The 23,599-nt window shown below is 69.1% G+C and carries 12 protein-coding genes; 1 reads left to right on the forward strand and 11 read right to left on the reverse strand.

From position 1 onward, the window contains the following. The 10 genes from LZ017_RS20630 to rimP form a co-directional block, all read right to left on the reverse strand. Positions 1-7,725: non-ribosomal peptide synthetase (locus LZ017_RS20630; protein ID WP_241398818.1), on the reverse strand; the 7,725-nt coding region annotated here is incomplete at its 3' end. A 706-nt stretch (positions 7,726-8,431) separates the two neighbouring features. Then, positions 8,432-8,899, reverse strand: a complete 468-nt coding sequence (gene bfr, locus LZ017_RS20635) for a bacterioferritin (protein ID WP_241398819.1) — start codon at positions 8,897-8,899, stop codon at positions 8,432-8,434. A 123-nt stretch (positions 8,900-9,022) separates the two neighbouring features. Further along, positions 9,023-10,162: an enoyl-CoA hydratase/isomerase family protein gene (locus LZ017_RS20640; RefSeq protein ID WP_241398820.1), complete on the reverse strand. Its 1,140-nt coding sequence runs from the start codon at positions 10,160-10,162 to the stop codon at positions 9,023-9,025. A 23-nt stretch (positions 10,163-10,185) separates the two neighbouring features. Then, positions 10,186-11,115, reverse strand: a complete 930-nt coding sequence (locus LZ017_RS20645) for a DMT family transporter (RefSeq protein ID WP_241398821.1) — start codon at positions 11,113-11,115, stop codon at positions 10,186-10,188. 44 nt (positions 11,116-11,159) lie between these two features. Then, positions 11,160-12,989: a translational GTPase TypA gene (gene typA / locus LZ017_RS20650; RefSeq protein ID WP_241398822.1), complete on the reverse strand. Its 1,830-nt coding sequence runs from the start codon at positions 12,987-12,989 to the stop codon at positions 11,160-11,162. A 24-nt stretch (positions 12,990-13,013) separates the two neighbouring features. Further along, positions 13,014-13,967 carry a tRNA pseudouridine(55) synthase TruB gene (gene truB, locus LZ017_RS20655; protein WP_241398823.1) on the reverse strand — a complete coding sequence of 318 codons (954 nt, stop codon included), beginning with the start codon at positions 13,965-13,967 and terminating at the stop codon, positions 13,014-13,016. 31 nt (positions 13,968-13,998) lie between these two features. Beyond that, positions 13,999-14,382 carry a 30S ribosome-binding factor RbfA gene (gene rbfA, locus LZ017_RS20660; protein WP_241398824.1) on the reverse strand — a complete coding sequence of 128 codons (384 nt, stop codon included), beginning with the start codon at positions 14,380-14,382 and terminating at the stop codon, positions 13,999-14,001. 71 nt (positions 14,383-14,453) lie between these two features. Beyond that, on the reverse strand, positions 14,454-17,411 hold the full coding sequence (gene infB, locus LZ017_RS20665) for a translation initiation factor IF-2 (protein WP_241398825.1): 2,958 nt from the start codon (positions 17,409-17,411) through the stop codon (positions 14,454-14,456). A gap of 66 nt (positions 17,412-17,477) precedes the next feature. Further along, complete coding sequence (gene nusA / locus LZ017_RS20670) at positions 17,478-18,956, reverse strand: transcription termination factor NusA (RefSeq protein ID WP_241398826.1); 1,479 nt, start codon at positions 18,954-18,956, stop codon at positions 17,478-17,480. Beyond that, entirely contained in the window at positions 18,953-19,603 is a 651-nt protein-coding gene (gene rimP, locus LZ017_RS20675) for a ribosome maturation factor RimP (RefSeq protein ID WP_374109963.1), read from the reverse strand. The genes nusA and rimP overlap by 4 nt, the downstream gene beginning before the upstream one ends. A 542-nt stretch (positions 19,604-20,145) precedes the next feature. Here rimP and fabI point away from each other — a divergent pair. After that, complete coding sequence (gene fabI / locus LZ017_RS20680) at positions 20,146-20,928, forward strand: enoyl-ACP reductase FabI (protein ID WP_241398827.1); 783 nt, start codon at positions 20,146-20,148, stop codon at positions 20,926-20,928. A gap of 300 nt (positions 20,929-21,228) precedes the next feature. Here fabI and parC read toward each other — a convergent pair whose 3' ends face one another. Next, a complete protein-coding gene (gene parC / locus LZ017_RS20685; RefSeq protein ID WP_241398828.1) occupies positions 21,229-23,589 on the reverse strand; it encodes a DNA topoisomerase IV subunit A in 2,361 nt (786 codons plus the stop codon). Positions 23,590-23,599: the final 10 nt, after the last annotated feature.

Here is a 23,599-nt window from a genome sequence, read left to right on the forward strand (position 1 = left end):
CGCGGGCCGGTGCACCTGCGCACGCAGATGCAGCCCATGCTCGCCCAGGTCGTCCACGCTCAGGGTGAACGGGTAGTTGCTGCGCTCCTCGCCGGCCAGTTGCTCCACGCCCTGCCAGGCGCCGCCCGTGCCGCTGTCCTGGACCTGCCCATGGCGGTAGTTCAGCAGCGCCGTCACCAGCGGCACGCCGGCGTCCAGCCCGCTGCAGCGTTGTGCCAGCGCCAGCGGCGCATGCTCATGGCGCAACAGCCCTGCCAGTTCGTGCTGCACCTGCCGGACCGTGTCCTGCACCCGGCCCTCGAGCCGCACGCGCAGCGGCAGCGTATTGATGTACAGCCCCAGCGCGCGGTCCGCGCCGGCCCCGGCTTGCATGCGACCGAAGAGCACGGTGCCGAAGACCACGTCGTCGCGACCGCTGACCCGGCCCAGCAGCTGGGCATAGGCCAGGTGGCACAGGCTGGCGACACTGACGCCCAGCCGGCGTGCCTGGGCCCGCAGACCGGCCCCCAGCGCCGCAGGCAGCGCCAGCTGCGCCTCGCTCACCGCGCTGCCGTCGCCCTGCACGTCCGCCAGCCCATAGGGCCGCGTGGCCTCGTCGACCGAGGCCAGACGCTCGCGGAAATAGGCCTCATGCTGCGCGGCGCCCAGCCCCAGGCGGGCCTGGGCCACATAGTTGCGGAAGGGCTGCGCCGGGGCCAGCTCGTCGCCGCGGCCCTCCATCAGCAGCGCGATCTCCTGTTGCAGGACCTCCAGCGCCTGGTGGTCCACCGCCAGGTGATGCACCAGCAGCGCCATCAGCCAGCGCTCGCCGCCGGGCTCGCGCAGCAGCTGCACCTGCATCAGCGGCGCCTGCTGCAGCGACAGCCGCAGATGGCGTGCGTCGCTGTGGCGCAGCAGCGCCCGCAGCGCGTCGTCCGCGGACGCGTCGGCGGCGAGGCCCAGCTCCGCTGCGTCCAGCGTCAGCACCGGCAGCGTGGCCTCGCGCTGCACCAGCTGCACCGGCTCGTCCAGCCCATCCCAGTACAACGCCGTGCGCAGCACATCATGGCGACGCAACACCTGGCGCAGGGCGTCCAGATAGCGCGTCACGCGCGGCTCGCCATCGAAGCGCTGCACGGCGCGCAGCAGATAGACGTCGCCCTCGCCACCCATCAGATGGTGGAAGAGCATGCCTTCCTGCAGCGGCGCCAGCGGATAGATGTCCTGCACGTTGGCGGCGCCGCCCGGCACCTGGGCCACGATCGCGTCGATCTGCGCCTGGCCAAGCTTCGCCAGCGGCAGCATCTCCGGCGTGATGCGCTCCGCACGGTCGGAAATGCGATTGGGCGGCACCTCGACTTCGCGCAGCGCGTCGCCGCCACCGTCCATGCTCTGCGCCAGCTGGGCCAGGCTGGGCGCGCCGAACAGCGCGCGCACATCGCAGGCCAGGCCGGCTTGACGCAGCCGCTCGGTCAGCGTCACCGCCAGCAGCGAATGCCCGCCCAGTTCGAAGAAGTTGTCGTGCCGTCCCACGCGCGGCAGCTTCAGCACCTCGGCCCACAGCGCGGCCAGCTGCTGCTCCAGCTCACCCTGCGGCGCCTCGTAGCCGCGCGTGACATGGTCCAGCACGCCCGGCTCGGGCAGCGCGCGCCGGTCCACCTTGCCATTGGGCGTCAGCGGCAGCGCGTCCAGGCGCACGAAGGCGCTGGGCACCATGTGGCTGGGCAGCTCCTGCTGCAAGCCCTGGCGCAGCGTCTCGACGGATAGCTCGGCCGAGGCTTCCGCCGCGACCACATAGGCCACCAGCCGCTTGTGGCCGGCCTGGTCTTCGCGCGCCAGCACCACGGCGTCGCGCACGCCGGGCTGCGCCAGCAGCCGGGCTTCGATCTCGCCCAGCTCGATGCGGAAGCCGCGCAGCTTGACCTGGTGGTCGTTGCGCCCCAGATACTCCAGCGCCCCGTCCTCGCGCCAGCGCACCAGATCGCCGGTGCGGTACATGCGCGCCTCGCCACCGACGAAGGGGTCGGGCAGAAAGCGCTCGCGCGTCATTTCGGGCCGCCCCAGATAGCCACGCGCCACGCCGGCGCCGGCGATGTACAGCTCGCCAGCCACGCCGGGCGGCACCAGGCGCCCATGGGCATCCAGCACATACAGCTGGGTGTTGGCCACGCCGCGGCCGATGTCGCTCTTGAATCCCTCCTCGCGCGCCATGGCGACCCAGGTGGAGTAAGTCGTGGTCTCGGTCGGCCCGTACAGATTGCACAGCCTTGCCACCCGCGTATGCGTGAAGGCGCGCTCGACCAGCCCCTGCTTCAGCGGCTCGCCGGCCAGGTTGATGGTCTGCACGCTGTCCGGCACGCCCTGCAGGTCCAGCAGCGAGGCCAGCGCCGACGGCACGGTGTTGATCAGCGTCGGCCGCAGCGACGACCCGGCCAGCGCCAGCGCGTTTTCCACCACCAGGCAGGCCCCGCCCACGCTCAGCGGCGTGAAGCACTCGAAGACCGAGAGATCAAAGTTCAGCGAGGTGGCCCACAGCGTGGCGCTCAGCTCCTGCGCGCTGAAGGACTGGCGCGCCCAGCTGACGAAGTTCAGCGCCTGGCGATGCTCGATCGCAACGCCCTTGGGCTGCCCGGTGGAACCGGAGGTGTAGAGCACATAGGCCAGGTGCGCCGGCGTCAGCCCAACGTCGCCGGGCTGAGGATCGGCGATGGGCTCACCGGCCCATGCACCGGCATCGCGCCGCAGGTCCAGGCAAGGCGCGGCGGCGCCGGCCAGCATCGCGGCCAGCGCCTCGTCCAGATCGCCATCGCGCAGGATCACGCGCGGCTGCGCGTCCTGCAGCATCAGGGCCAGGCGGTCGACCGGGTAGTTGGGATCCAACGGCACATAGGCGCCCCCGGCCTTGAGCACTGCCAGCACGGCCCAGACCATGCGCTCGCTGCGGCGCAGGCACAGGCCTACGCGCTCGTCCGGCCCGACGCCCAGCGCGCGCAGCTTCCAGGCCAGCTGGTTGGCGCGCGCATTGAGCGTGGCGTAGTCCAGGTCCTCGCCACCGGGGTGGCGCACCGCCAGCGCCGCGGGGCTGCGGCGCGCCTGGGCCTGCACCAGCTCGTGCAGGCACAGCGACGCGTCGACCGGCAGCGCCGTGTCGTTCCAGGCCGCCAGCTGCGCGCGCTCGGCCGGCGTGCACAGGTCCAGCGCGGACAGCGCGGTGTCCGGCGCCGTGGCCAGCGCGTCGTGCAGCTGCTGCAGCGCCTGCTGCAGGGTGTCGGCCAGCGCGCGCGCCTCATGCGGCCGGCGCAGCTGCACGCTCAGCGCCAGTCCGCCATCGGCGAAGTCGTCGACGTTGAGCAGCAGCGGATAGTTGGTGCGCTCTTCGGCGGCCAGCGGCTCCGCACCCGGCACGGCCAGCGGCGCATGCGCGGCGCCCACGCTGCCATGGCGGTAGTTCAGCAGCGCCGTGACCAACGGCACGCCGGCGCCCAGACCGCTGCAGCGCTGGGCCAGGGCCAGCGGGGCATGCTCGTGGCGCAGCAGGCCGGCAAGGTCGCGCTGCACGCGCTTCACCGCGTCGTCCACCGCGCCGTCCAGGGTCACGCGCAGCGGCAGCGTGTTGATGTACAGCCCCAGCGCCTGGTCCGCGCCCTCGCCACCCTGAAGGCGGCCGAACAGCACGGTGCCAAAGACCACATCGTCACGGCCGCTGATGCGGCCCAGCACCTGCGCATAAGCCAGGTGGCACAGGCTGGCGACGCTGACACCCAGCCGGCGCGCCTGCGCCCGCAGCCCCGCGCACAGCGCCGCCGGCAGCGACCGCCGCGCTTCGCTGACGCCGCGCCCGTCGCCCTGAACGTCCGCCAGCCCATAGGGCAGCGTCGGCTCCTCCACGCGGCCCAGCTGCTCGCGGAAATAGGCCTCGTGCTGCTCGGCCGACAGGCCCAGCCGCGCCTGCGCCACATAGTTGCGGAAAGGCTGAGCCGGCGCGAGCTCGTCGTCGCGGCCTTCGATCAACAGCGAGATCTCGCGCTGCATCACCTCCAGCGCCTGGTGGTCCAGCGCCAGGTGGTGGACCAGCAAGGCCATCAGCCAGCTGTCATGGCCGGGCTCCGGCATGATATGCGCTTCCATCAGCGGCGCGCGTTGCAGGTCCAGCTGGCGGGTACGCGGGTCGGTCAGGCGCAGCAAATGCTCTTCGGCGCTGCTGCCATCCACGGGCGCGTCATGCTCATCCACCGGCAGCACCGCCTGGCGCTGCACGAGCTGCACCGGCTCGGCCAGGCCGCTCCAGCGCAGGCAGGTGCGCAGCACGTCGTGGCGGTCGACCACCTGCTGCAGCGCCGCGAGGTAGGCGCTCAGGCGCGCGCGGCTGTCGAAGCGCAGCGCCACGCGCAGCAGATAGACATCGCCGCGCTCATCGAGCAAGTGATGGAAGAGCATGCCGCTCTGCAGCGGCGCGAGCGGATAGACGTCCTGCACGTTGGCGGCACCGCCTGGGATATCAGCCACCAGCGTGTCCAGCTGCGCCTGGCTTAGCGCCACCAGCGGCAGCATGTCCGGCGTCAGGCGCGTCGCATCGCGTGGAATGGCCGGCGGCGGCACGGAGACGGGCGCCGACGCCGCGACGCCCGTCGCGCCACCCTGGCGGTCGCGCAGCTGCTGCGCCAGATGGGCCAGGCTGGTGCTGGTGAAGAGCAGACGCACGTCGGCGCCCAGCCCGTCGGCGGCCATGCGCGACATCAGTTCCAGCGCCATCAGCGAATGCCCGCCCAGCGCGAAGAAGTTGTCCTGCCGGCCGACACGCGGCAGCTTCAGCACCTGGGCCCAGAGCGTCGCCAGCCGCGACTCCAGCGCGTCGCGCGGCGCCTCGTAGTCGTGCTCGGCAGCGTCCTGCGTGTCCGGTACCGGCAGCGCGCGCCGGTCGATCTTGCCGTTGAGCGTCAGCGGCAGCCGCTCCAGCCGCACGAACGCGCTGGGCACCATGTAGGCCGGCAGGTCCTGCTCCAGCGCGGCGCGCAGCGCCGGCAGCGGATCGGCCTCGGGGTCCTGCGTCTGCGCATCGACGACCAGGTAGGCCACCAGCCGCTTCTTGCCGGGCTCGTCCTCGCGGGCCAGCACGGTGGCCTCGCGCACGCCGGGCTGGGCCAGCAGCCGGGCCTCGATCTCGCCCAGCTCGATGCGGTAGCCGCGCAGCTTCACCTGCTCGTCGTTGCGACCAACAAAGGCCAGCCGTCCGTCGTCCAGCCAGCGCACCAGGTCGCCGCTGCGGTACATGCGCGCGCCGCCGCCCACGAAGGGATCGGGCAGGAAGCGCTGCTGCGTCAGTTCCGGACGCCCCAGATAGCCCCGCGCCACACCCGCGCCGCCGATGTACAGCTCGCCGACCGCACCCAGCGGCAGCTCGCGCTGATGGGCGTCCAGCACATACAGCCGGGTGTTCTGGATGGCCGCGCCGATGTCCGGCGATTCCTGACCCGCGGCCACCACGCCCGAGGTCACGATCGCCGTGGTCTCCGTGGGACCGTAGTTGTTCAGCACGGTCAGCCCCGGCGGCAGGTGGGTCGGCATCCGACGCAGCCGATCGCCGCCGGTGAGCAGCAGGCGCAGCTCCTGCGGCAACGGCCCGTCGGCCAGCGCCAGCTCCGCCAGCGGCGTCACCAGGAAGCCGCTGTGCAGCGTCTGCGTGCGCCACCAGTCCAGCAACGCGATGGCGTCCGGACCTTCGCCGTGCTCGTCCAGCGGTGCGATGACCAGCGTCGAACCGCTGGCCAGGGCCGGCCAGGTTTCCCAGCTGCTGCCATCGAAGGCGACACCGGCGCACAAGGGCGTGCGATGGCCGACCCCCATCTCCATGCGGCGCACATGCCAGTCCACCAGATTGGCCAGTTGGCGCTGCTCCACCATCACGCCCTTGGGCACGCCGGTCGAACCCGAGGTGTAGATCACATAGGCCAGACGCGAGACCGGGTGATTTCCAGGCCGCAGCGCCTCGTGGCCTTCGGGCAGCGGCTGGCCCAGGTCCAGCACCGGCACCGCCGCGCCGTCCAGCAGCCGGCTCATGCGCTCGTGCTGCATCGGCCCCAGGGTCAGCACGGCCTTGGGCGCGCAGTCCTTGAGCGTCTGCGCCAGGCGCGCGTCCGGCCACTGCGGGTCCAGCGGCACATAGCCGGCGCCGGTCTGCCAGCTGCCCAGCAAGGCCTGCACCCAAGCGATCGAACGCGGCATGCACACGGCCACCCGCTCTTCCTCGCCCGCGCCCTGCGCAGCCAGCCAGCCGCCCAGCGACAGCGAATGCGCGAGCAGCTGCGCGTAACTGACACGTTCGCCGCCCTGCTCCAGCGCGATGGCCTGCGGCGTGGCGTCCGCCTGCGCGCGCACCCGGGTCAGCACGTCCTCGCCCATGGGCAGCGGCCGGCAGGTCTGGTCCCGCCACTGCGCCAGCTGCGCCCGTTCGTCGGGCATCAGCGTCGAGATCTCCTTCACGGGCAACGCCGTCTGCTCGACCAGCTGGCCCAGCAGATGGTTCCAGCGCCGCGCCAGCGTGTCGATCTCCCGGTCGTCGAACCAGGCGGTGTTGTAGACCCAGTCCAGCTCGACATCGGTCTCTTCATGGAAGTCGCGGATGAACAGCGTCAGCGGCGTCTGCTGCCAGCCGTTCATCAGCGCCGTGACGGTGGCGGGGCTGTCGCCGAAGCACACGTCGTGGCTGTGCGGTTCGTAGGACAGGCTGAGGTCGAAGATGCGGCGCTCGGCGTTCTTCGCGCCGGAGCTGCTTTGCAGCTCGCCGATGGCGATGCGCTGGTTGCGGTAGTCCTGCTTCAGGCTGCGGGCCAGCTGCTGCGCCAGGCTGTCGAAGGACTGCTCCGCGTCCATCTCGACCAGCAGCGGGCTGACGCCGACGAACAGCCCGCTGCAGGTCTTCCAGCGGGCATGGCCGCGGTTGACGATGGGCAGGCCGATCGCGAAGCGCTGGCGCTGCGACACCGAGCCCAGCAGCACGCAGATTGACGCCAGCAGCCATTGGAAGGTCGACAGCCCCTGTGCCTGCGCCAGCGCGCCGATGCGCCGGTACAGACCGCGCTCGATGCAGGCCCCGTGACGGCGGCTGGGCCGCGGCTCAACGCCGGCGCCGGGCTTGGCCTCGAGAATCGGCTCCACCGGCACCGCGTATTTGTCGCGCCAGTACTGCAGCTGCTTCGCGTGCGCCGGCGAGGCGTGGAACGCCTGGTCGTCACGCACGTAGTCGAGATAGGACGGTGCCGCCTCGGTCGGCGGAGCGTCGGCGTTGTACAGCGCCGCCAGCGAGCGGTGCAGCAGCGAGATGCCCCAGCCGTCGGTGATCAGGTGGTGGTAGGTGTCGACGAAGTAGCTGCGCTCGTCGGCAACCAGGATCAGCGAGAAGCGGCACAGTGCGCGGCCATACAGCTCGAAGGGCTGCGCGGCCTGCTCGTCGATGAGACGCTGGGCGATCGCTTCGCCGTCGGACTCGGCGCGCAGGTCGTGCACCGTCAGCGCCAGGTCCAGCTGCGGCATCAGGGCCTGGCGCGCCACCGCGCCCGGCTCGGCCGGCGGCAGCAGCTGCGTGCGCAGCGAATCGTGCTGCGCGATCAGATGGCGCAGCGCGCGCTGCAAGCGCAGTGGGTCCAACGGCCCGGAGATCAGCAGACGTCCGCCGATGTTGTAAAGCGGCAGCGTGGGATAGATGATCTGCTCGACCCAGATGTCGCGCTGCGACCCCGTCAAAGGCATTGACGCCACCTCGGCCGCCGGCCCTGCCTGCATCTGCGCCGCATGGGCGTGTCGCCGCCCCGATTCCCGATTCATGACCATGGATCCCCCTGTGCTACCGAGCCCGTCCGCCAGTCCGCGCCTGGTGAATGGCCGAGCTCGTCCGCTCGACGCCATGGCGGCGTCGAGTCAGCTTTGATGACTTGTTGATGTCGCGCCGCGTGGCGCTACGAGCCGAATGGCTCGTCTGTCCCGATCAGCATCCCCTGCTCCTTCCACGCGATGACAGATGGATCTGTCACGTTGACTGGCTCGACTTCGTTGAGCATGAAGTTGGCTGGCGTACTCTTGAGTGCTTACTCGATCAGGTGCACGGCCTTGCGAGGAGGTGCGCGGCCTTGCGCCTGCCAAAGAGAACAGCGCCCACTGTCCCATCGGATGCCTTCGCGCACCACCTACATGCCCTGGTAGGTGCGGACTCGAAACAACTGCTGATAACTGTTTGTCGACCTTGACATGGGCCAACACGGCAACGCGATGCCAGGGCCGCGGCGAAGCGCTGCCGCGTGGCGATGCGGGGATACGGGGGCGGGGGCGGAGGAGGAGGAAGGAGGACTGATGCGTCGTTCCGCGGCGCAGCGGTGGCGCGCGCGGCAGCGGACGGTGCCCATCGCATCCCGGGCACCTCCGCGCCGGCCCAGGAGCTGGGCCGGGACAGCGGGCCGGGTCAGCCCTGCTGGCTTTGCAGGTAGTGGGGCAGGCCCAGCTGCTGGATCAGGCGCAGCTGCTGCTCCAGCCAGTGCGCGTGGTCCTGCTCGGTGTCGATCAGCAGCGGCAGCAGCAGATCGCGGGTGACGTAGTCGCGCTGCGTCTCGCACAGCGCGATCACCTCGCGCAGATGCTGGGCGACCTGGACCTCGACGGCCAAGTCGTTGGCCAGCATGGTCGGCAGGTCCGTGGCGACGTTCAACGCGGCGGGCACCATGCGCGGCAGGCCGCCCAGCATGAGGATGCGCTGGATCAGGACCTCGGCATGCGCCGCTTCGTCCGTCGACTCATGGGCGATGCGAGCCGCGATGCGGGCCAGCCCGGCATCGGCGAGCACATGGGCATGGAAAAGATACTGGTCGCGCGCCGCCAGTTCGCCCGCGAGCAGGGCATTGAGGGCGTCGATCACGGCGGCTTGGCCTTGCATGAGGGCACTCCAATCAAAGCGCCCATCATGCCTGCCACGCGCTGCGCCGCCGCCGCGAGCCGCCGCGCTGCTTGCTCTGCGTCAAAGGACGGGACCGTTGCGGCCCCGTGGCCCCGCGGGCCCTCAGGCCAGCTCGCGCAGCGGGTGCTGCTGGGGCGTCCAGGGACTCTGGAAGAAGGCCTCGACCATCCCAGCGTCCACGCCGTCGACCGAGTCCGGGTTCCAGCGCGGCTGGTGGTCTTTGTCCACCGCCAGCGCGCGTATGCCCTCCACCGTCTCGCTCGCGGCACCGGGACGCAGGCGGAAGCAGTGATAGACCAGATCGCGCTCCATGCGCAGGTCCTCGGCCAGCTCCATGCGGCGGGCGCGGCGCACCTGCTCCAGCGTGACCGCCATCATCAGCGGCGAGCGCTTGGACAGCGTCGCCAGCTGCTGGGCGGCCCAGGCATCGTCGGCGTTCGCGGCGGCCTGCAGCGAGGCCAGGATGGCGCGCAGGTCGGGCTGGCCAAAGTGGCGGTCGATGCGCGCGCGCGAGGCCCAGTGCTCGGGCGCCGGCGCGAGGTCGGCGCGCTCCATCACGGTCGCCACCACGTGCTCGGCGCTGTCCTGCCGGCCGTGGCGCAAGGCCTCGACGATGGCGGGCAGCTCGCTGCTGCGCACGAACACATCGCCCAGCCCGAGCTCGATCGCGTCGCCCGCGCCGATGACCTGACCGGTCAGCGCCAGCCATTCGCCGCTGGACCCGGGGCAGCGCGACAGGAAGTAGCCGCCGCCGACATCGGGGAAGAGACCGATGTGGGTCTCGGGCATCGCGAGCTTGGAATGCTCGGTCAGCACGCGCAGCCGCGCGCCCTGGCTGATGCCCATGCCGCCACCCATCACGATGCCATCCATCAGCGCGAGATAGGGCTTCTGGAAGTTGTGGATCAGATGGTTGAGCGCGTATTCCTCGGTGAAGAAGGCATCCAGCTCGGCCAGCGACTCGGGGGTCTGCGCCATCGCGGCCTGGTGGAAGAAGCGGATGTCGCCGCCCGCGCAGAAGGCCGCCGGCTTGCCCTCGCGCCCAGCGCCCAGCACCACCACGGCCTGGATGGCCGGCTCGCGGGCCCAGGCCCGCAGCAGCGTGGTGAGGTCGCGGATCATCGCCAGCGACAGCGCATTGAGCGCGTTCGCGCGGTTCAGCGTGATGAGGCCCAGGCAGCCGTTCACCTCGGCCAGGATCTGGCCTTGGGACTGCAATGCGGGGATCAAAGCGGCAGACATGGCCGACTCCCTTTGTGAGGTGCTCAGAGGTTGGAACGGGGGGTGGTGCGCGAGGCGGGCGGACGGGTCCAGAGGCCCAGCAACTCATTGCCAATCAGCGCAGCCAGCACCATAGCACCGCCGGAGAGCGCCGAGGAAGACGGGATCTCCCCTGCCCCCAGCCAGGCCCACAGCACACCGAACAACACTTCCAGCAGCCCCAGCAGCGCCAGTTCCGGCGCGGGCAGCACGCGCGCCAGCGCGACCACCAACAGGCAGGGAAGCGCGAGCTGCGTGGCGCCCAGCAGCGCGAGCAGGCCCAGGTCATGGGCCGAGGCCTGCATGGGCCAGGCCAGTGGCAGCGTGGCCAGCGCAGAGATCAGCGCGCCCAGCAGCACGGCACTGAGCATGTCCGGCGCCGCATTGCCCGAGCCCGCATGGCGGTCGACATGCGCACGCTGATGCTGCAGCAGGGTCCAGTTGCTGGCCGCGGCCACCGGCACCGCGAAGGCGATCGCCATGCCGGCCAGCGAGCCGGGGCTGCCCTGCATTTCGCGCCCGAACATCCACGCAATGCCACCGCTGGCCAGGCCGATCGCGGCCCAGGTACGGGCGGGCAGCCGGTGGTGCAGGAAGACGCGTGCGAACAGCGCCGTGAGCAGAGGCCCCAGCGCCATCGTGACCAGCACGTTGGCCACGCTGGTCAGGGTCAGCGCCAGCATGAAGGCGGTGTACATCACGCCCCAGCACAGCCCCGACCACCACACCACGCGCGGCGCGCGGCGCAGCTGGCCCCAGAACGCCGCGCCGCGCATCCAGCGCAGCGCGACCATCAGCGTGAGCGCGTTGAAGGCGCTGCGCCAGAAGGTGATCTCGAAGCTGCGCGCCGCCTCCAGATGGCGCGTGACCACGCCCGCCGTGCTCCACAGCAGCGTGACCAGCACCATCAGGAAGACCGCCTTGCGGTGCGTCATACCCCTTTGTGGCTTGCGGCCGCGGACGCCTGCCTCGGACCGCCTCAGGCGCTTTCGCGCGCCTGGCGCTTGCGCTCATGCTCCTGCAGGAAGCGCTTGCGCAGGCGGATGCTCTTGGGCGTGATTTCGACCAGCTCGTCGTCCTCGATGAACTCCACGCCGTACTCCAGCGTCAGCTCGATGGGCGGGGTGATCTTGATCGCGTCTTCCTTGCCGCTGACGCGGAAGTTGGTCAGCTGCTTGGTGCGCGTGGCGTTGACGACCAGGTCGTTGTCGCGGTTGTGCACGCCGACGATCATGCCTTCATAGACCGGGTCACCGGCCTTGACGAACATGCGGCCGCGGTCATCCAGCTTGCCCAGCGCGTAGGTGAAGATTTCGCCGGCGTCCATGGAGATCAGCACGCCGTTCTTGCGGCCGCCGATCTCGCCCTTGTGCGGCTCGTAGCCGTCGAAGATGTTGGAGATCAGGCCCGAGCCCCGGGTCAGGTTCAGGAATTCGTTGGAGAAGCCGATCAGGCCGCGCGCCGGGATACGGTATTCCAGGCGCACGCGGCCACGGCCGTCCGGCTCCATGTTGACCAGCTCGCCCTTGCGCTCGCCCAGCGCCTGCATCACGCCGCCCTGGTGGTTTTCCTCGACGTCCACGGTGACCATCTCGATCGGTTCGCACTTCTCGCCGTCGATGTCCTGGAACACCACGCGCGGCTTGGAGACGGCCAGCTCGAAGCCTTCGCGGCGCATGTTCTCCAGCAGGATGGTCAGGTGCAGTTCGCCACGGCCGGACACTTCGAAGATGCCGTCCTCGCTGGTCTCGCGCACGCGCAGCGCGACGTTGTGCTGCAGTTCCTTCTGCAGGCGGTCCCAGATCTGGCGGCTGGTGACGAACTTGCCTTCGCGGCCGGCCAGCGGCGAGGTGTTGACGCAGAAGTTCATGGTCAACGTCGGCTCGTCGATCTTGAGCATCGGCAGCGGCTGCGGATTGGCCGGGTCGGTGATGGTGACGCCGATGCCGATGTCCTCGATGCCGTTGATCAGCACGATGTCGCCGGGGCCGGCCTCGCTGACCTGCATGCGGTCCAGACCCTGGAACTTCAGCACCTGGTTGACGCGACCCTTGAGCGACTTGCCGTCCGGGCCTTCCATCACCAGCACGTCCTGCGCGGGCTTGAGCGTGCCGGCGTTGATGCGGCCCACGCCGATGCGGCCGACGAAGGTGGAGTAGTCCAGCGAGCTGATCTGCAGCTGCAGCGGCGCGGCCGGGTCACCGGCGTGCGGCGGCACATGCTTCAGGATGGTGTTGAACAGCGGGGCCATGTCTTCGCCCCACTTCTCGCCCGGGGCGCCCTCTTCCAGCGAGGACCAGCCGTTGATGCCGGACGCGTAGACCACCGGGAAATCCAGCTGATCGTCGGTCGCGCCCAGCTTGTCGAACAGGTCGAAGGCGGCGTTGATCACCGCGTCGGGCTTGGCGCCCGGCTTGTCCACCTTGTTCACCACCACGATGGGGCGCAGGCCCAGGGCCAGCGCCTTCTTGGTGACGAAGCGGGTCTGCGGCATCGGGCCCTCCTGCGCGTCGATCAGCAGCACCACGCCGTCGACCATGGACAGCGCGCGCTCCACCTCGCCGCCGAAGTCCGCGTGGCCCGGGGTGTCGACGATGTTGATGTGGGTATCCTGCCAGCGCACCGCGCAGTTCTTGGCCAGGATGGTGATGCCGCGTTCCTTTTCGATCGCGTTGCTGTCCATCACGCACTCGCCGACCTTCTCGTGCTCGGCGAAGGTGCCGCTCTGGCGCAGCAGTTGGTCCACCAGGGTGGTCTTGCCATGGTCCACGTGGGCGATGATGGCGATGTTGCGGATTTGCTTGCTCATAAACAGCTTTCTTGGGAAATTCGCTCAGGCCGCCTGCTGCAACAGCATGGTGGCAATCTCGTTGGGGCTCAGCAGGCGGTCGGCGATCAGCTCGCCGGCCTGGATGTGGGCACTGCCCAGGAAGGCGTGCGGCCGCTGGCCATAGACCCGCACCTGGGGGGCGTCGGGCTGGTCCACGCGGCGGCGCATGCCGGACAGGAAGCGCCCCGCCTCGTCCGGATCCAGCGCCACCGCCGGCCATTCGGCCAGCAGACTGTCCGGCGCCTTCAGCAGCGTGAGGCGCGCGTCCTCGTCCATCGCCTCCAGCTGCTCCAGGGTCACGCTGCCCTCCACCGCCACCGGCCCGCTGCCGGTGCGCCGCAGTCCGGCCAGGTGGGCACCGCAGCCCAGGCGCTCGCCGATGTCCTCGGCCAGCGTGCGGATGTAGGTGCCCTTGCTGCAGCGCACGTCGATCACGAGCTGGTGGCTTGCATCGTCCCAGCCGACGATGGCAATGCGATGAATCGTGATCTCACGCGGCTGGCGCTCGACGGTCTTGCCTTCGCGGGCGAGCTCGTACAGCGCCCGCCCCTGGTGCTTGAGCGCCGAATACATCGGCGGCAGCTGCGAGATCGTGCCGGTGAAGGCCGCGCAGGCCTCGGCGATCTGCGCTGGCGTGACCTGGACCTCGCGCTGCTGCAGCAGCTCGCCCTCGCCGTCACCGGTGGTGGTCGTGGCGCCCAGCTGCAGCGTCGCGCGGTAGGCCTTGTCCGCCTCCAGGCTGACCTGGCTGAACTTGGTCGCCGCGCCAAAGGTCAGCGGCAGCAGCCCGGTGGCCAGCGGATCCAGCGTGCCGGTATGCCCGCCCTTTTCCGCGCGCAGCAGGCGCTTGACCTTCTGCAAGGCGTCGTTGCTGGTCAGGCCCAGGGGCTTGTCCAGCATCAGCACGCCATGCACGGCACGGCGCGGGATCTTGGGGCGGGGAGCGGGAGCGGACATCGTCAAATCGTCATCGGGCGGCCCGGAGGGTTCAGTCCTCGCGGCCGTCGCTGTCGTCCAGCGCGCGGCTGGCATTGGCCTTGGTGATCAGCGCGCCCATCTCGGCCGCGCGCTCGATGGTGCGGTCGAAATGGAAATGCAGGCTGGGCACGGTGTGAATCTGCAGGCGCTTGAACAGGCCGTTGCGCAGGAAACCCGCCGCCTCGTTCAGCGCCTCCTCGTTGCCCTGCGGGTCGCCGACCAGCAGCGAAAAGAACACCTTGGCGTGCGCATAGTCCGGCGTGACCTCGACCGCATTGATCGTGACCATGCCGATGCGCGGGTCCTTCAGCTCGCGGATCAGCTCCGAGAGGTCGCGCTGGATCTGGTCCGCCACGCGCAGACCGCGGTTGGGGATGGATCGCTTGTGTCGCATACCTCGTCCTTCCTTCAAACAACAAAGCCCGGCGGGGCGACCCGCCGGGCATCTGGCCGGGCGCTCGGGGTTTAGAGCGTTCTGGCCACTTCCTTGATCTCGAAGAACTCCAGCTGATCACCTTCCTTGATGTCGCTGTAGTTCCTGAGCTTGATACCGCACTCGAAGCCTTCCTTGACTTCCTTCACATCGTCCTTCTCGCGGCGGACCGATTCGACCTCGCCGGTGTAGACCACGATGTTGTCGCGCAGCAGGCGGAACTTGGCGTTGCGGCGCACCAGGCCGGAGGTGACCATGGAGCCGGCCACCGTGCCGATCTTGGACGCGACGAAGACCACGCGGATCTCGGCCGTGCCCAGCGCTTCCTCGCGCTGCTCGGGCGCCAGCATGCCGCCCATCGCCGCCTTCACCTCATCCACGGCGTCGTAGATGATGTTGTAGTAGCGGATGTCGACGCCATTGCCCTCGGCCAGCTTGCGCGCGCCGGCATCGGCACGGGTGTTGAAGCCGATGACGATGGCCTTGGAGGCGATCGCCAGGTTGACGTCCGACTCGCTGATGCCACCGACCGCGGCGTGCACGATCTGCACCTTGACCTCGTCGGTCGAGAGCTTGAGCAGCGAGGCGGCGAGCGCTTCCTGCGAGCCCTGCACGTCGGCCTTGATGATCAGCGGCAGGGTCTGCACGTCGCCGGCGGCCATGTCGGAGAACATGTTCTCCAGCTTGGCGGCCTGCTGCTTGGCCAGCTTGACGTCGCGGTACTTGCCCTGGCGGAAGGTCGCGACCTCGCGGGCGCGGCGCTCATCGGCCAGCACCATGAACTCGTCACCGGCCTGCGGCACCTCGGTCAGGCCCTGGATCTCCACCGGGATGGAGGGACCGGCCTCGTTCGTCGGCTTGCCGTCCTCGTCCAGCATGGCGCGCACGCGGCCATAGGTCGAACCGGCCAGCACCACGTCGCCGCGCTTGAGCGTGCCGCTCTGCACCAGCACCGTGGCCACCGGGCCGCGGCCCTTGTCCAGCTTGGCTTCGATCACCAGACCCTTGGCCAGCGAATCCTTGGCCGCCTTCAGCTCCAGCACCTCGGCCTGCAGCAGCACCTGCTCCAGCAGCTCGTCGATGCCCTGGCCAGTCTTGGACGACACGCCGATGAAGGGCGAATCGCCGCCGAACTCTTCCGGCACGACCTGCTCGGCCACCAGCTCGCTCTTGACGCGATCCAGGTTGGAGTCGGGCTTGTCGACCTTGGTCATCGCCACGACGATGGGCACGCCCGCGGCCTTGGCATGGTGGATGGCTTCCTTGGTCTGCGGCATCACGCCGTCATCGGCCGCGCAGACCAGGATGACGATGTCGGTCGCCTTCGCACCGCGGGCACGCATGGCCGTGAAGGCCTCGTGACCCGGGGTGTCGAGGAAGGTGATGGTGCCGCGCGGGGTGTCCACGTGGTACGCACCGATGTGCTGGGTGATGCCACCGGCTTCGCCCGCGGCGACGCGGCTGCGGCGGATGTAGTCCAGCAGCGAGGTCTTGCCGTGGTCGACGTGACCCATCACGGTCACCACCGGGGCACGCGGCAGCAGCTCGTGTTCGGCTTCGGCGGCGGCGCCCTCTTCTTCCAGGAAGGCATCCGGATCGTCCAGCTTGGCCGCGAAGGCCTTGTGGCCCATTTCCTCGACCAGGATCATGGCCGTTTCCTGGTCCAGCTGCTGGTTGATGGTGACCATCTGGCCCAGCTTCATCAACTGCTTGATGACCTCCGAGGCCTTCACCGACATCTTGTGCGCCAGGTCCGCGACCGAGATGGTCTCGGGCACATGCACCTCTTGCACCACCGGTTCGGTCGGCGCGACGAAGTTGGAGCTGCTGGCACCACGGTCGTTGCGGTCGCCACGGCGGCCCGGGCCCTTGCCGCCCGGCGCACGCCAGCCCGGACGCGCGGCGCCCGCACCGGCCGGTGCGTCGCCACGAGTCTTCAGGCCGCGCTTCTTGGCGGCGTCGTCGGCCCAGCTGGACGAGAGCTTCTCGCTCTTGACCGACTTCTTGTCGCCCGGCTTGGCACCGGCTCCGGCCGGCGCCGGCGCACCGGCGGCACCCGGCGCGGCGCCAGGCTTCTTGTGGATGGTGCCCTTGATGCCACCGGCGGCGGCTTCGGGCTTGGGCTCTTCCTTCTTCGCGACCAGCACCTTCTTGGGTGCGTTCATCATCGCGCGGATGGCAGCAGCCTCGGCCTCGGCGGCCTTGCGGCGGCGCTCCAGCTCGGCCTGGCGGGCCTTCTCGTCGGCGCCGTTGTCGGCGGCCTTGACCACGCGCAGCACGGGCTTGGGTGCCTCGGCCGGCGCGGCCGGCGCAGCCGGAGCCACGGGGGCGGCCGGCGCCGCAGCCACGGGCGCAGGTGCCGGCGCGGCAGCGGCCGGCGCGGCTTCCTTCTTCTCGGCTTCCTTCTTCTGGGCCTGGGCGGCGCGGCGCGCCTCTTCCTCGGCCGCGGCCTTGGCGGCGGCTTCGGCGGCGGCACGGGCGGCCTCGGCCTCGCGGGCCAGGCGCTCTTCCTCGCGGCGCTTCTCTTCGGCCTCGCGCGCCTTGCGCTCGGCTTCCTCGCGCTCGCGCATGCGCTGCGCCAGCTCTTCTTCCTGGCGGCGCAGAGCCTCGGCCTGAGCCTGGGCTTCTTCTTCGCGGCGCTTCAGCTCGGCTTCCTCGGCGGCCTGGGCGGCGGCTTCGTCCATGCCGTCCTCGCGCTTGACGAAGACGCGCTTCTTGCGCACTTCAACCTGGATGGTACGGGCCTTGCCGGAGGCATCGGCCTGCTTGATCTCGCTGGTCGACTTGCGAGTCAGCGTGATCTTCTTGCGCTCGGCGCCGCCGGTGCCATGCGCATTGCGCAGGTGGTCCAGCAGACGTTCCTTGTCGGCTTCGTTGAGGGTGTCCTCGGCGGACGCCTTCTTGACGCCCGCGGCTTGCAGCTGCTCCAGCAGCGTGCTCGCAGGCCTGTTCAGCTCTGCAGCAAACTGGGCGACGGTGGTCACGGCCATTGTGAAATCCTTAATCCAATACGACGGGGCGGGCGATGCGGTTCGGCTTGCAGCCTTGTTTAGGGCTTATGCGTTGAACCAGTGCTCGCGCGCCTTCATGATCAGCGCGCGGGCAGCCGCCTCGTCCATGCCGGCGATCTCCACCAGCTCGTCCACAGCCAGGTCCGCCAGATCGTCGCGGGTGTGGATGTCGCCGTCGGCCAGCTTGGCCAGCAGCTCCGGCGTCATCCCTTCCAGGTCGCGCAGATCCTGCGAGACTTCCTCGACCTTTTCTTCGCGGGCGATTTCCATCGTCAGCAGCGCGTCCTTGGCACGGGTGCGCAGCTCGGTGACGGTCTCTTCGTCGAAGGCCTCGATTTCCAGCATTTCCTGCATGGGCACGTAGGCCACTTCTTCCAGGCTGGTGAAGCCCTCGGCGATCAGGATGTCGGCGACTTCCTCGTCCACGTCGAGCTTGTCGACGAAGAGCTTGCGCACCGACTCCGATTCCTCGGCTTGCTTGGCCGCCGATTCCTCGGCGGTCATGATGTTGATCTTCCAGCCGGTCAGCTCCGAGGCCAGGCGCACGTTCTGGCCGCCACGGCCGATCGCGATCGCGAGGTTTTCCTCGTCGACGACCACGTCCATCGCGTGACGCTCCTCGTCGACGACGATGGACTGCACGTTGGCCGGCGCCAGCGCGCCGATCACAAACTGCGCCGGGTCCTCGGACCACAGCACGATGTCCACGCGCTCGCCGGCCAGCTCGTTGGTCACGCCGTTGACGCGCGAGCCGCGCACGCCGACGCAGGTGCCGATCGGGTCGACACGCTTGTCATGCGACACGACGGCGATCTTGGCGCGGCTGCCGGAGTCGCGGGCGCAGCTCTTGATCTCCAGCAGGCCCTGCTCGATCTCGGGCACTTCCTGCGCGAACAGCTCCTTCATGAACTCGGGCGACGAGCGCGAGAGCATGATCTGCGGGCCGCGCTGCGTGGGGTCCACGCCCAGGATCACCGCACGCACGCGGTCGCCGGTGCGCAGGTTTTCCTTGGGGATCATTTCGTTGCGGCGCAGCCGGCCCTCGACGCGGCCGGACTCGGCGATGATGTCGCCCTTGTCCAGGCGCTTGACCGTGCCGACGAAGATCTTCTCGCCGCGCGACATGAAGTCGTTCAGCAGCTGCTCGCGCTCGGCGTCGCGGATCTTCTGCAGGATCACCTGCTTGGCGGCTTGCGCACCGATGCGGCCGATGGGCACGGACTCGATGCCTTCCTCGATGTGGTCGTCCACCTCGATGTCGGCGATCTGCTCCTGGGCCTCGAACAGCAGGATTTCTGCGTCCGGGTTCTGCAGGCCGGCCTCGTTGGGCACCACATGCCAGCGGCGGAAGGTCTCGTACTCGCCGGTGTCGCGGTCAATCGCCACGCGAATATCGACCTCGCCGCTGTAGAGCTTCTTCGTGGCCGAAGCCAGCGCGGCTTCCACGGCGCCAAACACCACATCGCGCTCCACGCTCTTTTCGCGCGAGATGGCGTCCACCAGCATCAACAGTTCGCGGTTCATTGCTCGAGACCTCCGTCAACCTTGTCATCCTGTGCGGCAGCCGGCTCGTCCGCCGCCTGCCTGGACTTGGCATTGCTCTTCTTCTTCGATGTTTTCGAAGCCTTGGCCGCCTTGCCCGTGTCTTTCGCGCCCTTGCCGCCTGGTTGGCCCTGCGGGGCGCGCTTGAAACTCACCATGGGAACCAGCTTGGCCGAGCGCACCTCGTCCAGCGCGAAATCCAGCGCCTGGTCCTCTTTGCCGTCGTTGAAGATCACCCGCCACGGCGTCGCTTCGCCTTGCGCATCCGCCACACCGGCGGCCAGCTCGCCGCGGTACTTCTTGCGGCCCTGGAAGGGCTGGCGCAGCGTGATCTCGACCTGTTCGCCGACAAAACGCTCGTAGTCGACGGGCTTGGTCAGCGGGCGGTCCAGCCCCGGCGTGGACACCTCCAGGCGCTGGTAGTCGCAGTTCTCGACCTCCAGCACGTACTGGAGCTGGCGCGTCACGCGCTCGCAGTCGTCCACATTGACAGGCTCCGTCGGATCCTGGCCCGGCGCCCAAGGTTTGTCGATGAACACACGCAGCAAGCCACCGGCGCTGCGCTCGCAGCCCACCAGCTCATAACCCAGACCGGTCACGGTCTTTTCAACAACGGCTTGCCAATTCATTCGACGTGTGACGACTCTCTCAATGTTTCCCCGGCGCCAGAATCCCCAGGGCCGGCGACCCCGGATCGCCTGGCTGGCGATTCCTCAGTACAACAGCCCTGCCCGCCGCCGCAGTGATCGGCGCGCCCCAAGGGGCAACTTCCAACCGCCACGACAGCCCGGCAAGGCCTCACAAAATCCAGACGCTGCAATACTCCAGACCCCAGCCGCGCTCGAAAACCCCACCGGGACCCGCGAAATATCGGCAACAAACCTGAAGGCTCGGTAACGGAGCAAAAAAAATGGGCTGGATGAATCCGCCCAATTCCGTCACTCCCACCCAGCAAGCCTCTAAAGCCCTAAGCTCTTGCGGCCTGCTTTCACAGCGAAGCTCAGATTGTACAACGCAAAGACACCATCAGCAACATGACTGCCAGCCCAGAGTGGCGGAGGCAGCCCGCGGCCCACCGTGCGCGGCCCGCTGGCGGCGGGTTCAAGAAACTCCGGGCAGCCTGTCGTTTTCTTGAGAGAATCCCGGACTCGTTCGAAATACAGGAGTAGACATGGGTTTTCTCGCCGGCAAGCGACTGCTGATCACGGGCGTGCTGTCCAACCGTTCCATTGCCTACGGCATTGCCAAGGCCTGCCGCCGCGAGGGCGCCGAACTGGCCTTCAGCTATGTGGGTGAGCGCTTCAAGGACCGCATCGCCGAATTTGCCGCCGAGTTCGATTCCCAGCTGATCTATGACTGCGACGTCGGCGACGACGCGCAGATCGAGCGCCTGTTCGCCGAGCTGGGCGAGGTCTGGCCCGAGTTCGACGGCTTCGTGCATTCCATCGGCTTCGCTCCGCGCGAGGCCATCGCCGGCGACTTCCTGGACGGCCTGAGCCGCGAGAACTTCCGCATCGCGCATGACATCTCGGCCTACAGCTTCCCCGCGATGGCCAAGGCCGCCCTGCCCCGGCTGCGCGCCGGCAGCGCGCTGCTGACCCTGTCTTACCTGGGCGCCGAGCGCTATGTGCCCAACTACAACACCATGGGCCTGGCCAAGGCCTCGCTGGAATCCAGCGTGCGCTATCTGGCCTACAACCTGGGCGCCAAGGGCGTGCGCGTGAACGGCATCTCGGCCGGCCCGATCAAGACCCTGGCCGCCTCCGGCATCAAGGATTTCGGCAAGCTGCTCAGCCAGTTCGCCGCCAGCACGCCGATCCGCCGCAACGTGACCATCGACGACGTGGGCAACACCGCAGCCTTCCTGCTGTCCGACCTGTCGGGCGGCATCAGCTCCGAGATCATCTACGTGGACGGTGGCTTCAGCCACATCGCGCTGGCCGCCAGCGAGTAAGCATTTCTCGCCTCCGCTGCAAACGCCCGGCACCGCCGGGCGTTTGTCTTTCCGGTCCCTCTCACGATGAATCAGAGCCGCCTGGACCACAGGGCCAGAGCGCTCCGAATGATCCGAGGGATCAGAGATGCCAAAGCGGCCCGAATAATCCAGAGAGCATCAGAGATGCCAGAGCGGTTCCGGATGGATGTGTCGGGTCAGGGCTGCCGCGAGGTCAAGGAGGAGGCCGCAGGCCGGGGGACACGAGTGGCGGCCCTGGCCCGGCGCATCCATCGCGCTCCCACAACCCACAACACAGACTCAGCGCGACGACAGCGGATCCAGCAGCCTCAACACCTTCTGCAGCCCCTCCACCGCCTTGCCCTTGCGCGCGCGCTTGCCCGCATAGCTCGCCAGCGCCGCCCCCTTCAGCAGCTCTTCCTTGGCCTTGCCGCCGCGCCCGCTGCCCTGCACCAGCAACTGCTGGCCGAACGCGGCCACGCTGACCAGCGCGTCCTTGGGCTCCAGATCCATCAGCGTCAGGCCCCGACCGCCCTTGGGCTGGTGCTTCAGCTCGTCCAGCGGGAAGCTCAGCAGCCGGCCGTTCAACGACAGACAACCCAGCTGCAGCGCCGCCAGTTCGCCGGCCGGCACCAGCGCCGGCGCCAGCGGCCGCTCGTCGCCTTCCAGGCTGAGGAAACTCTTGCCCGCTTTCTGCCGCCCCACCAGGTCGCCCACCTCGGCCACCAGTCCGAAGCCGCCCGTGCCGGCCAGCACCAGGCGCTGCGTCGGCGACGCGGCCAGGTAATGCGCGATCTGCGTGCCCGGCTCCAGGTCGATCAGCGTCGTGATGGGCTGGCCATCGCCGCGCCCCCCGGGCAGCGTCGCCACCGCCACCGAGTAGACCCGGCCGTTGCTGCCCAGCACGATCAGCGGATCCACGCTGCGGCAGGGGAAGACGCCGTAGAGGCTGTCGCCCGACTTGAAGCTCAGGGCCGCCGGGTCCACCTCGTGGCCCTTCAGCGCGCGCACCCAGCCCTTCAGGCTCACCACCACCGTGACCGGCTCGTCGACGATGCGCACCTCGGCCACCGCGCGCTTCTCCTCCTGGATCACCGTGCGGCGCTCGTCGCCAAACTGCTTGGCGTCGGCCTCGATCTCCTTGACCACGGTGCGGCGCAGGCTGGCCGGGCTGCCCAGGATGTCTTCCAGCTTGGCGGCTTCCTCGCGCAGCGCCTTCAGCTCCTGCTCGATCTTGATCGCCTCCAGGCGCGCCAGCTGGCGCAGCCGGATCTCGAGGATGTCCTCGGCCTGGCGGTCGCTCAGGTTGAAGCGCGCGATCAGCGCCGCCTTGGGCTCGTCCGAGCCGCGGATGATCGCGATCACCTCGTCGATGTTCAGCAGCACCAGCTGCCGGCCTTCCAGCACATGGATGCGGTCGCGCACCTTGTCCAGCCGGTGCTGGGTGCGGCGGGTCACCGTCTGCAGCCGGAACTCCACCCACTCGGTCAAGATCTGGCGCAGCGTCTTCTGCGTCGGGCGCCCGTCGGCGCCGACCATGGTCAGGTTCACCGGCGCCGAGCATTCCAGACTGGTGTGGGCCAGCAGCGTGGTGATCAGGTCCTGCTGCTCCACCGTGCGGCTCTTGGGCTCGAAGACCAGGCGCACCGGCGCGTCCTTGCTCGACTCGTCGCGCACGCCGTCCAGCACCGCGAGCAGGCTGGCCTTGAGCTGCAGCTGGTCGGGGCTCAGCGCCTTCTTGCCGGCCTTGACCTTGGGGTTGGACAGCTCCTCGATCTCCTCCAGCACCTTCTGGCTGGAGACACCGTGCGGCAGCTCGGTCACGACCAGCTGCCACTGACCTCGCGCCAGGTCCTCGATCTTCCAGCGCGCGCGCAGCTTCAGGCTGCCGCGCCCGCTGGCATAGGCGGCACGGATCTCGTCGGGCGAGCTGATCAGCTGGCCGCCGCCGGGATAGTCGGGCCCCGGCAGCTTGGTGAACAGCTCGTCGTCGCTGAGCTTGTCGTTCTTCAGCAGTGCCACCGCCGCATCGGCGACCTCGCGCAGGTTGTGGCTGGGCACCTCGGTGGCCATGCCCACCGCGATGCCCGAAGCACCGTTGAGCAGCACGAAGGGCAGGCGCGCCGGCAACTGGCGCGGCTCGTCGGTGGAGCCGTCATAGTTGGGCTGAAAGTCCACCGTGCCTTCGTCAATCTCGTCCAGCAGCAGCCGCGCGATGGGCGCCAGGCGGGCTTCGGTGTAGCGCATCGCGGCGGCGCCGTCGCCATCGCGACTGCCGAAATTGCCCTGGCCGTCAATCAGCGGATAGCGCTGGCTGAAGTCCTGCGCCATGCGCACCAGCGCGTCATAGGCCGCCTGGTCGCCGTGCGGATGGAAACGGCCCAGCACGTCGCCGACCACGCGCGCGCTCTTGACCGGCTTGGCGCCGCTGGTGCCGGCGAAGGCCAGCCCCATGCGCTCCATCGAGTACAGGATGCGGCGCTGCACCGGCTTCTGGCCGTCGGAGAACAGCGGCAGCGCGCGCCCCTTGACCACCGACAGCGCGTACTCCAGGTAGGCCTGCTGCGCGTACTGCCCCAGCGTCAGGGCGTTGCCATCGTCGGCCGTCGCACCGGACGGCTGGGCTTGCGGATCGTCGAAATCGAAAGTGTCTTGGTTCATACGGGATCAA

Origin of the sequence: Pelomonas sp. CA6, from assembly GCF_022549225.1 — a bacterium.
Lineage (GTDB): Bacteria > Pseudomonadota > Gammaproteobacteria > Burkholderiales > Burkholderiaceae_C > Roseateles.

Coding starts and splice junctions, on each gene's coding strand:
- LZ017_RS20640 (WP_241398820.1), bottom strand. CDS start 10,162: ATGTCTGCCGCTTTGATCCCCGCATTGCAGTCCCAAGGCCAGATCCTG.
- infB (WP_241398825.1), bottom strand. CDS start 17,411: ATGGCCGTGACCACCGTCGCCCAGTTTGCTGCAGAGCTGAACAGGCCT.
- rbfA (WP_241398824.1), bottom strand. CDS start 14,382: ATGCGACACAAGCGATCCATCCCCAACCGCGGTCTGCGCGTGGCGGAC.
- parC (WP_241398828.1), bottom strand. CDS start 23,589: ATGAACCAAGACACTTTCGATTTCGACGATCCGCAAGCCCAGCCGTCC.
- fabI (WP_241398827.1), top strand. CDS start 20,146: ATGGGTTTTCTCGCCGGCAAGCGACTGCTGATCACGGGCGTGCTGTCC.
- nusA (WP_241398826.1), bottom strand. CDS start 18,956: ATGAACCGCGAACTGTTGATGCTGGTGGACGCCATCTCGCGCGAAAAG.
- bfr (WP_241398819.1), bottom strand. CDS start 8,899: ATGCAAGGCCAAGCCGCCGTGATCGACGCCCTCAATGCCCTGCTCGCG.
- truB (WP_241398823.1), bottom strand. CDS start 13,967: ATGTCCGCTCCCGCTCCCCGCCCCAAGATCCCGCGCCGTGCCGTGCAT.
- rimP (WP_374109963.1), bottom strand. CDS start 19,603: ATGAATTGGCAAGCCGTTGTTGAAAAGACCGTGACCGGTCTGGGTTAT.
- LZ017_RS20645 (WP_241398821.1), bottom strand. CDS start 11,115: ATGACGCACCGCAAGGCGGTCTTCCTGATGGTGCTGGTCACGCTGCTG.
- typA (WP_241398822.1), bottom strand. CDS start 12,989: ATGAGCAAGCAAATCCGCAACATCGCCATCATCGCCCACGTGGACCAT.